Source organism: Paramesorhizobium salinisoli (assembly GCF_003335045.1).
Taxonomy (GTDB): domain Bacteria; phylum Pseudomonadota; class Alphaproteobacteria; order Rhizobiales; family Rhizobiaceae; genus Paramesorhizobium; species Paramesorhizobium salinisoli.
In genome coordinates this window covers 147519-161328 of sequence record NZ_QOZG01000005.1, presented here as the reverse complement: position 1 = coordinate 161328, position 13810 = coordinate 147519, and the positions used below count along the sequence as shown (strand labels likewise).

At 60.7% G+C, this 13810-nt stretch carries 15 protein-coding genes; 13 read left to right on the top strand and 2 right to left on the bottom strand.

The annotated features are described in order from the left end of the window. The first annotated feature begins 133 nt into the window (after positions 1 to 133). The 5 genes from rpoZ to pyrE all read left to right on the top strand — a co-directional run bounded on the left by rpoZ (position 134) and on the right by pyrE (position 4008). Complete coding sequence (rpoZ, locus tag DUT91_RS13055; protein WP_114440853.1) at positions 134 to 538, top strand: DNA-directed RNA polymerase subunit omega; 405 nt, start codon at positions 134 to 136, stop codon at positions 536 to 538. 132 nt (positions 539 to 670) lie between these two features. Next, positions 671 to 2953, top strand: a complete 2283-nt coding sequence (locus DUT91_RS13050; RefSeq protein WP_114440852.1) for a RelA/SpoT family protein — start codon at positions 671 to 673, stop codon at positions 2951 to 2953. A 7-nt stretch (positions 2954 to 2960) separates the two neighbouring features. Then, positions 2961 to 3179 (top strand): amino acid transporter, encoded by a 219-nt coding sequence (locus tag DUT91_RS13045; protein WP_245419702.1) that lies wholly within the window; start codon positions 2961 to 2963, stop codon positions 3177 to 3179. Then, positions 3176 to 3316, top strand: coding sequence for a hypothetical protein (locus DUT91_RS25790; protein WP_160113643.1), 141 nt, complete (start codon positions 3176 to 3178; stop codon positions 3314 to 3316). The genes DUT91_RS13045 and DUT91_RS25790 overlap by 4 nt, the downstream gene beginning before the upstream one ends. 113 nt (positions 3317 to 3429) lie before the next feature. Beyond that, positions 3430 to 4008, top strand: coding sequence for an orotate phosphoribosyltransferase (gene pyrE, locus DUT91_RS13040; protein ID WP_114440850.1), 579 nt, complete (start codon positions 3430 to 3432; stop codon positions 4006 to 4008). Between the two features lie 6 nt (positions 4009 to 4014). Here the strand turns inward: pyrE and DUT91_RS13035 are convergent, their stop codons facing one another. Next, complete coding sequence (locus tag DUT91_RS13035) at positions 4015 to 5238, bottom strand: MFS transporter (RefSeq protein ID WP_114440849.1); 1224 nt, start codon at positions 5236 to 5238, stop codon at positions 4015 to 4017. Positions 5239 to 5393: 155 nt separating this feature from the next. Between DUT91_RS13035 and DUT91_RS13030 the strand changes: the two genes are divergently transcribed. From DUT91_RS13030 to recO, 7 genes are all read left to right on the top strand, one after another. After that, positions 5394 to 6254 carry an AraC family transcriptional regulator gene (locus tag DUT91_RS13030; protein WP_114440848.1) on the top strand — a complete coding sequence of 287 codons (861 nt, stop codon included), beginning with the start codon at positions 5394 to 5396 and terminating at the stop codon, positions 6252 to 6254. A gap of 72 nt (positions 6255 to 6326) precedes the next feature. Further along, positions 6327 to 6917: a type IV secretion system effector BspA gene (bspA, locus tag DUT91_RS13025; protein WP_114440847.1), complete on the top strand. Its 591-nt coding sequence runs from the start codon at positions 6327 to 6329 to the stop codon at positions 6915 to 6917. Continuing rightward, the gene (gene acpS / locus DUT91_RS13020; RefSeq protein ID WP_114440846.1) at positions 6914 to 7318 is read left to right on the top strand and encodes a holo-ACP synthase; all 405 of its coding nucleotides are present in this window, start codon (positions 6914 to 6916) and stop codon (positions 7316 to 7318) included. Before bspA ends, acpS begins: the two co-directional genes overlap by 4 nt. A gap of 114 nt (positions 7319 to 7432) precedes the next feature. Continuing rightward, positions 7433 to 8212 (top strand): signal peptidase I, encoded by a 780-nt coding sequence (lepB, locus tag DUT91_RS13015; RefSeq protein ID WP_114440845.1) that lies wholly within the window; start codon positions 7433 to 7435, stop codon positions 8210 to 8212. Between the two features lie 46 nt (positions 8213 to 8258). Then, on the top strand, positions 8259 to 8963 hold the full coding sequence (gene rnc / locus DUT91_RS13010) for a ribonuclease III (RefSeq protein ID WP_114440844.1): 705 nt from the start codon (positions 8259 to 8261) through the stop codon (positions 8961 to 8963). Positions 8964 to 9074: 111 nt separating this feature from the next. Further along, positions 9075 to 10010, top strand: a complete 936-nt coding sequence (era, locus tag DUT91_RS13005) for a GTPase Era (RefSeq protein WP_114440843.1) — start codon at positions 9075 to 9077, stop codon at positions 10008 to 10010. A gap of 270 nt (positions 10011 to 10280) precedes the next feature. Continuing rightward, on the top strand, positions 10281 to 11018 hold the full coding sequence (gene recO, locus DUT91_RS12995; RefSeq protein WP_114440841.1) for a DNA repair protein RecO: 738 nt from the start codon (positions 10281 to 10283) through the stop codon (positions 11016 to 11018). 4 nt (positions 11019 to 11022) lie between these two features. On the opposite strand, the gene DUT91_RS12990 is transcribed toward recO, so the two are convergent. Next, a complete protein-coding gene (locus tag DUT91_RS12990; RefSeq protein WP_114440840.1) occupies positions 11023 to 12255 on the bottom strand; it encodes an MFS transporter in 1233 nt (410 codons plus the stop codon). Between the two features lie 313 nt (positions 12256 to 12568). Between DUT91_RS12990 and nadA the strand changes: the two genes are divergently transcribed. Beyond that, on the top strand, positions 12569 to 13645 hold the full coding sequence (nadA, locus tag DUT91_RS12985; protein ID WP_114440839.1) for a quinolinate synthase NadA: 1077 nt from the start codon (positions 12569 to 12571) through the stop codon (positions 13643 to 13645). The last annotated feature ends 165 nt before the right edge of the window (positions 13646 to 13810 follow it).

Below are 13810 nucleotides of genomic sequence, written 5' to 3'. Positions count from 1 at the left end.
CAAGTTGCGGAGGCCGTCGTCGAAGATGCGATGTGCAGTCACGCTCATGCCGCTTTTGCTTGTTTTTTATAGGCGCAAGCGCTATGTGCAGGGAAATCCCGTCAATCGACTTGAAATATGAAAGGGGCACCCAATGGCCCGCGTCACCGTTGAGGATTGCGTCGACAAGGTTGAAAACCGGTTCGAGCTGGTATTGCTGGCAAGCCACCGTGCGCGTCAGATTTCGCAGGGCGCTCACATCACGATCGATCGCGACAATGACAAGAACCCGGTCGTGGCTCTCCGCGAGATCGCGGACGAGACGCTCTCGCCGGGTGATCTGAAGGAAGATCTGATCCACTCGCTGCAGAAGCATGTGGAAGTGGATGAGCCCGAGGCGGTGGCCGTGCCGCAGTTGACGGGCAGCGCCGAGGAAGTCGCCGCCGTGGTTGCCGATGCGGACGAAGACGACGTTGTTTCGTTCGACCGCATGTCGGAAGAAGAGCTTCTGGCCGGCATCGAAGGCCTTGTCGCTCCCGAAAAGAGCGACGACTACTGATAGCGGAGAAGTACGCTTTTTTACGCTGCGGCGTAAAAAAATCAGAGCGTATTTACCCTTTCAATGTCTATTTCGACATGCGCCGTGGCCCGAAGCTGCGGCGCATGTTTGTGTGATGAGGAGAGCCGGTCGATGATGCGCCAGTACGAGCTTGTGGAACGCGTCCAGCGTTACAAGCCAGAGGTCAACGAGGCGCTTCTCAACAAGGCCTATGTCTATGCCATGCAAAAGCATGGCACCCAGAAACGGGCATCCGGCGATCCCTATTTCTCCCACCCGCTCGAAGTCGCCGCCATCCTCACCGACATGCATCTCGATGAGGCGACCATCGCCATCGCGCTCCTGCACGACACCATCGAGGACACCACCGCGACGCGACAGGAGATCGACCGGCTGTTCGGCCCCGATATCGGCAAGCTGGTCGAGGGGCTGACCAAGCTGAAGAAGCTCGACCTTGTCTCCAAGAAGGCGGTCCAGGCGGAAAACCTGCGCAAGTTGCTCCTGGCGATCTCCGAGGATGTGCGCGTGCTGTTGGTCAAGCTCGCCGACCGGCTCCACAACATGCGCACGCTCGGCGTCATGCGTGAGGACAAGCGCCTGCGCATCGCCGAGGAGACGATGGATATCTATGCGCCGCTCGCCGGTCGCATGGGCATGCAGGACATGCGTGAGGAACTGGAGGAACTGGCGTTCCGCTATATCAATCCCGAAGCGTGGAAGGCCGTTACCGACCGCCTTGCAGAGCTTCTGGAGAAGAACCGCGGCGTCCTGCAGAAGATCGAGCACGATCTCTCCGATCTTTTCGAGAAGAAGGGCATCAGGGCGAGCGTCAAGAGCCGCCAGAAACAGCCCTGGTCGGTCTTCCGCAAGATGGAGACCAAGGCGCTTTCATTCGAGCAATTGTCGGATATTTTCGGTTTCCGCGTCGTGGTCGATACGATCGAGGAATGCTATCAGGCGCTGGGCATCATCCATACGTCCTGGTCAATGGTGCCGGGGCGTTTCAAGGACTATATCTCGACGCCGAAGCAGAACGACTATCGCTCCATCCACACCACCATCATCGGCCCGTCGCGCCAGCGTGTCGAATTGCAGATACGCACGCGCGAGATGGATGAGATCGCAGAATATGGCGTGGCGGCGCATTCCATCTACAAGGATCGCGGCAGCGCGGAAAATCCGCATGTCATCTCGACCGAGACCAACGCCTACGCCTGGCTGCGCCAGACCATCGAGGCTTTGGCTGAAGGTGACAATCCGGAAGAGTTCCTCGAACATACCAAGCTGGAGCTCTTCCAGGACCAGGTTTTCTGCTTCACGCCGAAAGGCCGTCTGATCGCCCTGCCGCGTGGCGCGACTCCGATCGACTTCGCCTATGCGGTGCACACCGATGTCGGCGACAGTTGCGTCGGCGCCAAGGTCAACGGACGCATCATGCCGCTGATGACGGAATTGCAGAACGGCGACGAGGTGGAGATCATCCGCTCGAAGGCGCAGGTGCCGCCCGCCGCCTGGGAGTCCGTCGTCGTCACCGGCAAGGCCCGCGCCGCCATCCGCCGCGCCACCCGCTCCGCCGTTCGCAAGCAATATTCCGGGCTCGGCATGCGCATCCTCGAGCGCGCTTTCGAGCGCGCGGGCAAGACCTTTTCCAAGGACAGCCTGAAACAGGGTCTGCCACGCCTGGCGCGCAAGGACGTGGAGGACGTGCTGGCCGCCGTCGGGCGCGGCGAACTGCCCTCGACCGACGTGGTCAAGGCCGTCTATCCCGATTATCAGGATACCCGCGTCACGCTGCAAAGCCCGGCCAATCGCGGCGAGAAGGGCTGGTTCAATATCCAGAACGCCGCCGGCATGATCTTCAAGGTGCCCGAAGGTGGTGAGACAGGCGGCGAGGCAGGCAGCGAGGCAGGTGGTGAAGCGGGCGCCAGGCTGGCAGCCGGGGCAAGAACGGAGAGCGGCGGAAAGCGCGCTTTGCCGATCAGGGGAACGAGCGGCGATCTGCCTGTGCGTTTCTCGCCGGAAGGCGCTGTGCCGGGCGACCGTATCGTCGGCATCCTGCAGCCCGGTGCGGGCATCACCATCTACCCGATCCAGTCGCCGGCGCTGACCGCCTATGACGACCAGCCGGAGCGCTGGATCGACGTGCGCTGGGATATCGACGAGCAGATGAAGGAGCGTTTCCCGGCGCGTATCAGCGTCTCGGCGATCAATTCGCCGGGATCCCTGGCCGAGATCGCCCAGGTCGCCGCCGCCAACGACGCCAATATCCAGAATCTGTCGATGGTACGCGCCGCGCCGGATTTCACTGAAATGGTCATGGATCTCGAAGTATGGGATCTGAAGCACCTCAACCGCATCATCTCGCAATTGAAGGAAAGCGCCTGCGTCAGCGACGTGCGGCGGGTGAACGGATAGAGTGGAAATGACCCTGATCCACAATGAGCGCACAAAACTGACGGGCAACTATCTCAACGGCATCGCGATCGCCATATTCGCCGTTGGAACCTTCAACCCGCTGGTTGCCAGCATCGGTGCCGAAGGCCCGGGGATCGCTACAGCGATCACGAGCGTAATTTGCTTTTTGGCCTCCTTGGCCTTACATTTAGCCTCAAGGCGCATCCTGAAAGGATTGATGTCGTGACAATTGCCCAGTTTCTGACATTCATGATCGCCCCTGCTGGTGGCCTGGTAATCGCGGGCATCATGCTTTACGTGACCCGCAAGGATCGCGAGCGTGAGGATCGCAAGGCCCGCCATACCCCCCGTCATTCCCATTGATCATGACATCGCTGGCGGCTATCTGTTTGCTGAGCCCCGCTGATCGTGCGGGGCTTTAATTTGCCCGCTGGCAGCGGGAGAAAATTGAAGCGAATGATGAGAAACGGGTGCTCATGAATACCGACGACGTGCTTGCCGTCTTCCGCGAGGCGGGAGCCATTCTGGAAGGCCATTTCATCCTGACCTCCGGCCTGCGCAGCCCGGTCTTCCTCCAGAAGGCCCGCGTTTTCATGCATGCCGACAAGACCGAGAAGCTCTGCAAGGCGTTGGCTGAAAAGATCAAGGCGGCAGGGCTCGGGCAGATCGATTACATCGTCGGCCCAGCCATTGGCGGGCTCATTCCCGCCTACGAGACCTCACGGCATCTGGGCGCGCCGGCGATCTGGGTCGAGCGGGAAAATGGGGTTTTCAGGTTGAGGCGCTTCGCCATTCCCGAAGGCGCCAGGGTGGTGATCGTGGAAGACATCGTCACGACGGGCCTGTCCATCCGCGAGACCATCGATTGCCTGAAGGAATTGAAGGCCGATGTGCTCGCCGCCGCCTGCATCGTCGACCGTTCCGCGGGAAAGGCCGATGTCGGCACGCGGCTGATCGCGCTCGCCGAATATGAGGTTCCGGCTTACACGCCAGACAATCTGCCTCCCGAACTGGCGGCGATACCTGCCGTCAAACCGGGAAGCAGAAATATCTGAAAGCATTCAAGCGTTCGCTGTACGCATTTTCCGCATATTCGGCAAGAACACCGTCAACAGACCAAGCAGGGGCAGGTACGAGCAGATCGTGTAGACGAACGATATGCCCTTGGCATCGGCGACGATGCCAAGCACCGCCGCTGCGATACCGGCCATGCCAAAGGCGAAGCCGAAGAACAGCCCTGCGATCATCCCGACACGGCCCGGCACCAGCTCCTGCGCGAAGACGACGATAGCCGGAAAAGCCGAGGCGAGGATGAAGCCGATGATCACGGTCAGCACTGCCGTCGTGGGAAGATCGGCGTAGGGCATCGCCAGGGTGAAGGGCAGCACGCCGAGGATCGAGAACCAGATGACAGCGCGTGAGCCTATTTTGTCGCCGATAGGGCCGCCGAGGATCGTGCCGAGCGCAGCGGCGCCCAGAAACAGGAACAGGAGGAGCTGCGAGGTCTGCACCGAAACGCCGAACTTGGCGATGGTGTAGAAGGTGTAATAGCTCGACAGGCTCGCCATATAGATATTCTTGGTGAAGACCAGAAGCGCCAGGACGGCCAGCGAGATCACAATCGTCTTGCGCGGCAGCGGCAGCGTCCGGTCGGGAGCCGGGCGATTGGCATTGGCGGTGCGATAGCGCGTATACCAGTTGCTGACTTTCCACAGGATGAACATGCCGAGAAGCGCGGCGAGCGAGAACCAGGCGACGCTGGACTGGCCCAGCGGTAGCACGATGAAGGCCGCGAGCAGCGGGCCGATGGCTGTGCCGAAATTGCCGCCGACCTGGAAAAGCGACTGCGCTAGGCCATGACGCCCCCCCGAGGCCAGACGCGCCACGCGCGATGATTCCGGATGGAAGATCGAAGAGCCGAGGCCGACACAGGCGGCGCCCGCCAGGAGCAGCGAATAATGGTGCGCCGAGGCAAGCATGATCAACCCGACGAGGGTGCACGTCATGCCGACAGGCAGCGAATACGGCATCGGCCGCTTGTCCGTATACATGCCGACGATCGGCTGGAGGATCGAGGCAGTCACCTGGAAGGTGAAGGTCAGAAGCCCGATCTGCCAGAAATCGAGATTATAATCCGTCTTCAGCATCGGATAGATCGCAGAGAGCAGCGACTGCATCATGTCGTTGAGCAGGTGACAGAAGCTGACCGCGAGGATGATGCTGATGGCCGTCGCCTCAGCGGCAGGGGTAATGGCGGGAGGGGCCGCGGCGGTTGTGTCGGTCACGATATGCTCCAGATACCAAATGCTTCAAGAATTGCGTCGTCATGGCGCAGGCCCATGAGCGTTACGGAACGCGATTGCAGCATCGTTCTTACAGAAGTTGCGAAAAACCCGCTTTCGTGGTTTGGTCCATTTCTTTCGCGAGTGGGCCAACCCTGATGCCATCTTCACCTCTCCCCCCTTTCATCCCGGCATCTGTTGCCGGCGATGAACTGAATCGCCTGCACAACCAGCGCGTCCTCTGGCTGGAGGAAATCGAAAGCGCTGTCGTGGCGTTGCGGACCGAATATCCGGATGGCTATCTCGTTCCGCGCCACCGCCATAACCGTTCGCAGCTTCTCTATGCGCTCACCGGGGTCGTGCTGGTGACGACGGATGCCGGGCGCTGGATGGTGCCCCCCGAACATGCGATCTGGCTACCGGCCCGCGTTCATCACGCGGTCGAGATGCTCGGCACCGTCAGCATGCGCTCCATCTATATTGCGCCGCATGCGAGGGACGCTCTGCCGATGCATCTCCATGTGGTGGCGTTGACGGATCTGATGCGGTGTCTCATCGTCGAGGCGGTGACGTCGGACGACGATCCGCCGCCGGGCAGCCGCGAGGCGCTGGTGATCAGCCTGCTTCTGGACGAATTGCGCAACCTGCCGGAACAGCCGCTGGGCCTGCCTTTCCCGGCTGATCCGCGCCTTTCGGCCCTGTGCCGCCGCTTCGTCGAAAAGCCGTCGCCGCACGCCACCATCGATGAATGGGCGGCAGCGCTTGCCATGAGCCGCCGGTCGTTCACACGCAGCTTTCAGCGCGAAACCGGCCTGAGTTTTTCGCTCTGGCGACAGCAGGCCTGCCTTTTCGCCGCCTTGCCGCGCCTTGCGGATGGTGAGCCGGTGACGAGCGTGGCGCTCGATCTGGGCTATGACAGCGTGCCGGCCTTCACCACCATGTTCAAGCGTATGCTGGGCGTTTCGCCACGATTCTATCGCAGCGGAATGCTTGCGCAGCGCCAGGCGCCTTCTCTGTAAATCGCTGGGATCGATTCCCATATAGGCAACATTCCAATTGTTTCCGGCGCGCCGGACAGGTATGAGACCGGAATGCTTTTCCAACGCCGCAAACCAGCCAGCCTCGGGGAAAGACTGCGCACCTATCTCTGGCCGCGCCGGTCTTTTTCGCGCTCGATGCGTTACATGAGCAAGCGCATCATGCGCATCACGGCCTCGCCGCACGCGATTGCGGCTGGTTTGGCGGTGGGCGTTTTTTCGGCTTTCACGCCGTTTTTCGGGTTTCACATCATCATCGCCATCGTTCTCGCTTATATTTTCGCGGGAAATATTGCCGCAGCCGCCCTTGGGACAACTGTCGCCAACCCGCTGACCATCCCGGTTATCTGGGGCGCAACCTTCGAGTTCGGGCGCTTCATGCTGACCGGCGATTTGTCGGCGGACAGGCCGGCCCATCTCGGGCGCATGCTTTCCCATTTCGATTTCCACGATGTTTGGGGACCGGTGCTGAAGCCGATGCTGTTCGGCTCGACCGTGCTCGGGCTTATCTTCGCGCTGGTCGTCTATGTCGTTACCCGCTGGGCAATCACCGCCTTCCGCCGCAAGCGCCTGGAAAGGCTCACTGGGCGCTCTTCCGGCAAGAGCGATGCAGGCGTTCTGAAATCGGAAGTATCCAGCGCATGATCATTGGCATCGGCAGCGATCTCATCGATATCAGACGGGTCGAAAAGACGCTTGAACGTCACGGCCAGCGCTTCACCGATAGGGTCTTCACACCGGTCGAGCAGGCAAAATCCGATCGGCGTGCGCAGCGCGCCGCCTCTTATGCCAAGCGCTTCGCGGCCAAGGAAGCCTGCGCCAAGGCGCTCGGCACCGGCCTGTCGCGCGGCGTGTTCTGGCGGGACATGGGCGTCGTCAATCTACCTTCCGGCCAGCCGACCATGCAATTGACCAACGGTGCGGCCGCGCAACTCGCACGCATGACGCCTCCCGGGCATATCGCCGCCATACATCTGACAATTACCGATGATTTCCCTCTCGCACAGGCATTTGTCATTATCGAAGCCCTGCCTTCGCAGGTATGACCGGCCCATGAACGGCGTTTTGGGTTTAACTAATCTTCAGGCATCTGCCGATGGCCGGATTGCTTCACGCAATCGTAACGGCTAATAGAACGCGTTATTGCAAGCGGAGATCAAATGAGCGTGTCCGACAAGAGCGAAGTGAAAAAATCCGGCGGTCTGGGTGAAACCCTGAGCGTCGTCGTGCAGGCTCTGGTCCTCGCATTGATCATCCGAACCCTTCTGTTCCAGCCATTCAGCATTCCGTCCGGCTCCATGCGCCCGACGCTGCTCGAAGGCGATTACCTCTTCGTCTCCAAATTTTCCTATGGCTATTCGCATTTCTCGCTGCCCTTCTCGCCGGACCTGTTCTCGGGTCGCATATGGGCGAGCGAGCCGAAGCGCGGTGATATCGTGGTCTTCAAGCTGCCGAGCGATACGTCGGTCGATTACATCAAGCGCGTGGTTGGCCTGCCGGGCGACCGCATCCAGATGCGCCAGGGTGTGCTTTACATCAATGATGTCCCGGTCAAGCGCGAGAAGATTGGCGAGATCGACAACCCTGACATTACCGAGCAGAACCGCCCGGTCGATGTCTATCGCGAGACGCTGCCCAACGGCGTCAGCTATGATACGCTCGAGCTCTCGCCCAATTCCATCGGCGACGACACCCGCGTCTTCGAAGTCCCTGCCGGCCATTATTTCATGATGGGCGACAATCGCGATAATTCGCTCGATAGCCGTTTCACGGTCGGCTACGTGCCGTTTGAGAACCTTGTTGGCCGCGCCAATCTGATCTTCTTCTCCATTGCCGGCGGCGCGAGCCCGCTTGAGTTGTGGCGCTGGCCGGCGGATATCCGCTTGAACCGCCTGTTCACATCCGTCAATGCGGCACCGCATATCGTAGGCGGAAACTGATCTGTGAAGGCCGAATTCTGCGAATATCTGCTTCCTGGAGCTGCGCATGGCTGGTAAAGTCGACATCGCGCAGTTTCTCGAAGAGAAGACCGGGCATAAATTCAGCGATCCTGCACGGCTCGAACGGGCGCTGACCCATTCGAGCGCCAGGCAGAAGGCCGGTACCAATTACGAGCGGCTTGAGTTTCTGGGCGATCGCGTGCTTGGGCTGGTGGTGGCAGAAATGCTGTTCATGGCCTTTCCGAATGCCGATGAAGGCGAGTTGTCGGTGCGCCTCAACGCGCTCGTCAACGCCGAAACCTGCGCGTCGATCGCCGATGAGATCGGCCTTCACGTGCTGATTCGTACCGGCGCCGATATCAAGGCGCTGATGACGGACAAGCGCCTTTTGAACGTGCGGGCCGATGTGGTCGAAGCGCTCATCGCTACCATCTATCTCGAAGGCGGTCTTGAGGCGGTGCGGCCGTTCATCGAGCGTTACTGGGAGCCGCGCTCCCGGGTGACCAGCGCTGGCCGCCGTGACGCAAAGACCGAATTGCAGGAATGGGCGCATCAGCAGGGCGGGGTGCAGCCTGTCTACGGCATCGTCAGCCGCACCGGACCGGACCATGATCCGCAATTCACGGTGGAGGTGAAGGTTCCAGGCTTCGTTCCCGCGGTAGGCATAGGGCGGTCCAAGCGGATTGCCGAGCAGAATGCGGCCATAGAAATATTATACCGTGAAGGCGTATGGACGCGCCCACAAGCATGATCCCGAAAAGTTGCAGACTTTTTGGACGAGATCATGCGGCTGAAAAAAAGCATGATCCCGGAAAGTTGCAGACTTTCTGGATAGGATCATGCGATTGAAAGAAGGAACACTATGACCGACAAGTCCATTCCATCAGGGGAGGGGGAAACCAGCGCGCCGACGCGCTCCGGCTTCGTCGCGCTCATCGGTGCCCCGAACGCAGGCAAGTCCACCCTGGTCAACCATCTCGTCGGTACCAAGGTTTCGATCGTCACGCACAAGGTGCAGACGACGCGCGCGCTGGTGCGCGGCATCCTGATCCATGACCGCACGCAGATCGTCCTGATCGATACGCCCGGCATCTTTCGCCCGAAGCGGCGCCTCGACCGCGCCATGGTGACAAAGGCCTGGGGCGGCGCGCGCGATGCCGATCTGGTGCTGGTCATCATCGATGCGCAGGGCAGGCTGAACGAGGAGGCCGAGGCGATCCTCGAAAGCCTCAAGGAGGTGCGCCAGCCCAAGATCCTCGTTTTGAACAAGGTGGACCGTGTCGATCCGCCGTCGCTTCTCAAGCTGGCGGCGACCGCCAATGAAAAGATCGCCTTCGAGCGTACCTTCATGATCTCGGCGCTCACCGGCTCTGGTTGCAACGATCTGCGCGACTATCTCGCCAAGACGCTGCCGGAAGGCCCGTGGTATTATCCCGAAGACCAGATTTCCGACATGCCGATGCGCCAGCTCGCGGCGGAAGTGACGCGCGAGAAGCTTTATCTGCGCCTGCACGAGGAACTGCCCTACGCCTCGACGGTGGAGACGGAGCGCTGGGAGGAAAAGAAGGACGGTTCGGTGCGCATCGAGCAGGTCATCTATGTCGAGCGCGAGAGCCAGAAGAAGATCGTGCTCGGCCACAAGGGCGAAACGATCAGGTCCATCGGCCAGGCAGCGCGCAAGGACATCGCCGAAATCCTCGAACAGCCGGTGCATCTCTTCCTTTTCGTCAAGGTGCGCGACAATTGGGGCAACGATCCCGAACGCTATCGGGAAATGGGACTTGATTTCCCGCAATAGGGGCCTTTCACGTAGTATTAGAACCGCTGGTTCTAGGCGTCCCCTCTGGCCTATCGGCCATCTCCCCCGCAAGGAGGGAGATTAGCTGGTGTCGATGGGGTGTCTTTCCCTGCAACGTTCGCGGTTGGCGCCAACGCAAATGACAGCGTAATCTCCCCCCATGCGGGGGAGATGTCCGGCAGGACAGAGGGGGGCGCTGTCCCGCCAGCGTTTTTATTCAAAAAAACAAAATGCAGCAGAACCAGCTTTTCACCCTAAATGGGCTCTCTCATGGAATGGCGCGATGAAGGCATAATCCTTGGCACGAGGCGGCATGGCGAGACGAGCGCTATCGTCGAGCTGATGACGCGCGCCCATGGCCGGCATCTGGGTATCGTGCGGGGCGGGCGTTCGCGCAAGATGCAGCCGCTGCTACAGCCGGGAAACCGGGTCGACGCCGTATGGCACGCCCGGCTGGACGAACATCTCGGCGCTTTCCAGGTCGAACCCCTGAGCTTCGCCGCCGCACGGCTGATCGAGATGCCGGTGGCGCTCTACGGCATCCAGCTTGCCGCGGCGCATCTGCGCCTGTTGCCCGAGCGCGATCCTCACCCGGGTCTTTTCGAGACGCTTGCGCTGATCATCGAGCATTTCGACGATCCCCTGGCGGCGGGCGAATTGCTGCTGCGCTTCGAGATCATGATGCTGGAGGAACTGGGCTTCGGCCTCGATCTGCAATCCTGCGCGGCGACGGGAAGCCGCGAGCATCTGGTCTATGTCTCGCCGAAATCAGGCAGGGCGGTGTCGCGCGATGCCGGAAAGCCCTGGGCCGACAAGCTCCTGCCGATGCCCGGCTTTGTTTCAAACAACCGGGTCCGCGCCGTCTCGGTCGCCGAGATCGACGATGCCTTTCGCATGACCGGCTATTTCCTCGCCCGCCACGTCTGGGAGCCGCGCGCCCAGACGGCACCGGAGGCGCGGTCTGGTTTTCTTTCCATGCTGGCGAAAATCGCCGCGCCACACCCCTGACTATTTACTCCGCAGGCTGAAGCGCCGGCCGCTCGACCGCATGTTCGCGGATCGGCCAATGCACGGCCGCGGCGAAGAGGCCGAGCGCGACACCGAACCACCAGACCGGCTCGTAGGAGCCGAAGCGGTCGTAGAGATAGCCGCCGAGCCAGACGCCGAGGAACGAGCCGATCTGGTGCGAGAAGAAGACGATGCCGCCCAGCATGCCAAGATAGCGCGTGCCGAACATGATGGCGACCAGCGCATTCGTCGGCGGCACGGTGGAAAGCCAGAGCAGTCCCATCAGGCCGGAGAAGATCAGCACCGACATGCCCGTTTGCGGCAGCAGCAGGAAGGCTGTGACCAGGACAGAGCGCGCGAGATAGAGCAGCGCGAGGAAGATCGGCTTGGAATAGCGCTGGCTGATCACCCCCGAGGCGAGCGAGCCGATGATGTTGAAGAAGCCGATCAGCGCCAGCCCCCATACGGCATAACGTGGTTCGATGCCGATATCGGCGATATAGGCCGGAAAATGCGCGGTGATGAACGCGACCTGAAAACCGCAGACGAAAAAGCCTGAGATGAGCAGCAGATAGCTCTTGTGCCCGAGCGCTTCGCGCAGCGCCGCGCCGATCGATTGCTTGTAGGTGCTCTGGCTGATGCGGCCGCTGGTCGAATTGCCGCGCAGCGGGATCGCCAGGATCGGGATCACCAGCATCGCGATGCCCATATAGACCAGCGCATCCGACCAGCCGTAGCGTTCGATCAGGCCGAGGCTGATCGGCGCGAAGACGAACATGCCGGCCGACCCGGCCGCCGTGCCGAGGCCGAAGACAAAGGTGCGGTTCTCAGCCGAAACATTGCGCGCGAAAGCCGACAGCACGATGCCGAACGAACCGGCGGCAACGCCGAGCCCGACCAGAATGCCGCCGCCGACATGAAGCATGGTAGGCGAATCCGCATTTGCCATCAGGAGGAGGCCGCTGGCATAGAAGATCGCCGAGAGGAGTAGCACGCGCCATGTGCCGTATTTGTCCGCGATCGCGCCGAAGAAAGGCTGCCCCGCGCCCCAGAACAAATTCTGCAGGGCCATCGCGAGAGCGAATGTGGTGCGATCCCATCCCTTTTCGGTGAGCATCGGCAACTGGAATATGCCCATGGCCGAACGCGGCCCGAAGGTCATGAGCGCTATGAGGCAGCCGGAGATGATGATCAGCCAGGGCAGGGCGTCTTGTTTGGTGGCGGGCGACTGGGCCATGGCGGGAATCCCGGAGCGACAAAAATCAGAGCGGGTTTTCGCTCAGGTGAGAATAAATATTACCCGATCCGACACTTCAGACAAACGAATTGGTTTGAACATCCGTTCACAGATTTTGATGGTTATCGACACCGCCGGCAAGCAAGGTCACGCAAACCTTCACAAATGCGCTACACGAAACTTTTATGACAGGGCGGCTTGCAGCGGGCTTAAAGTCGCCTTATGTGTTTCCAGGACGGCCATGATGACTTTGCCGTTTTTCTTTTGGTCATATATATGCTCAATGTGAGTATAAATGCCGGGAGGGCGTTACATGACGACCAGTGCAGCAGCAATCCGTGCGGGCCTCTCTGCGGGAGCATCCGCCGCCGAGCGGTTCGGCGTCGTGGACATGCCGTCGCTTGAGTTCACGCCCGAGGTGGCGCGCGAGACGGAGCATCTTTACGAGCGCGTGTCGCATCACATTCCGCGCATCGAATGGCCCGTTTATGCGCCCTATGTCGCTGCGATCAACCGGCTGAAAAAGCAGCGCAATGCGGTCATCCTGGCGCATAATTACCAGACGCCGGATATCTTCCATTGCGTCGCCGATATCGTCGGGGATTCACTGCAGCTTGCCCGCGAGGCGACGAGGGTCGATGCCGGGATCATCGTCCAGTGCGGCGTGCATTTCATGGCCGAGACGTCGAAGTTGCTCAATCCTGAGAAGACAGTTCTGATCCCGGACATGAAGGCCGGCTGCTCGCTGGCCGCGTCGATCACCGGCGCCGATGTGCGTCTCTTGCGCGAGACCTATCCCGGCGTGCCGATCGTCACCTATGTCAACACATCGGCCGATGTGAAGGCGGAAAGCGATATCTGCTGCACCTCCGCCAATGCGGTCCAGGTTGTCGAAAGCTTCGGCGTCGATCGCGTGCTGTGCATTCCAGATGAATTCCTGGCGCAGAATGTCGCCGCGCAGACCCATGTGAAAATCCTGACCTGGAAGGGGCACTGCGAAGTGCACGAACGCTTCACGGCGGCGGAACTCGTCGCCTACAGGGAGGCCGATCCCTCGATCCAGATCATCGCCCATCCCGAATGCCCGCCAGAAGTCGTCGCCATCGCCGATTTTGCAGGCTCGACCAGCGGCATGATCGATTACGTCAAGAAGAACCGCCCGCCCAAGGTGCTGCTCGTCACCGAGTGTTCGATGGCGTCGAATATCGAATCCGAAGTGCCCGGCGTCCAGTTCATCAAGCCGTGCAATCTCTGCCCGCACATGAAGCGCATCACCCTGCCGAAGATACTGGAAAGCCTCGTCTTCATGCGCGAGGAGATCCATGTCGACCCGGCCGTCGCCGAGCGTGCGCGCATGGCGGTGGAACGGATGGTCAATTTGAAGAATTGAGGGGATGACGATGAACGTCAGCGTGCGTCTCGCCCCCCTCTGTCCTGCCGGACATCTCCCCCGCAGGGGGGGAGATTGGCTAACATTGCTCTCCCAGCCCATCGTCAAACGTGTGCGACTGGCGCCGCGCGTTTATGAAGGCGTAATCTCCCCCCTTGCGGGGGA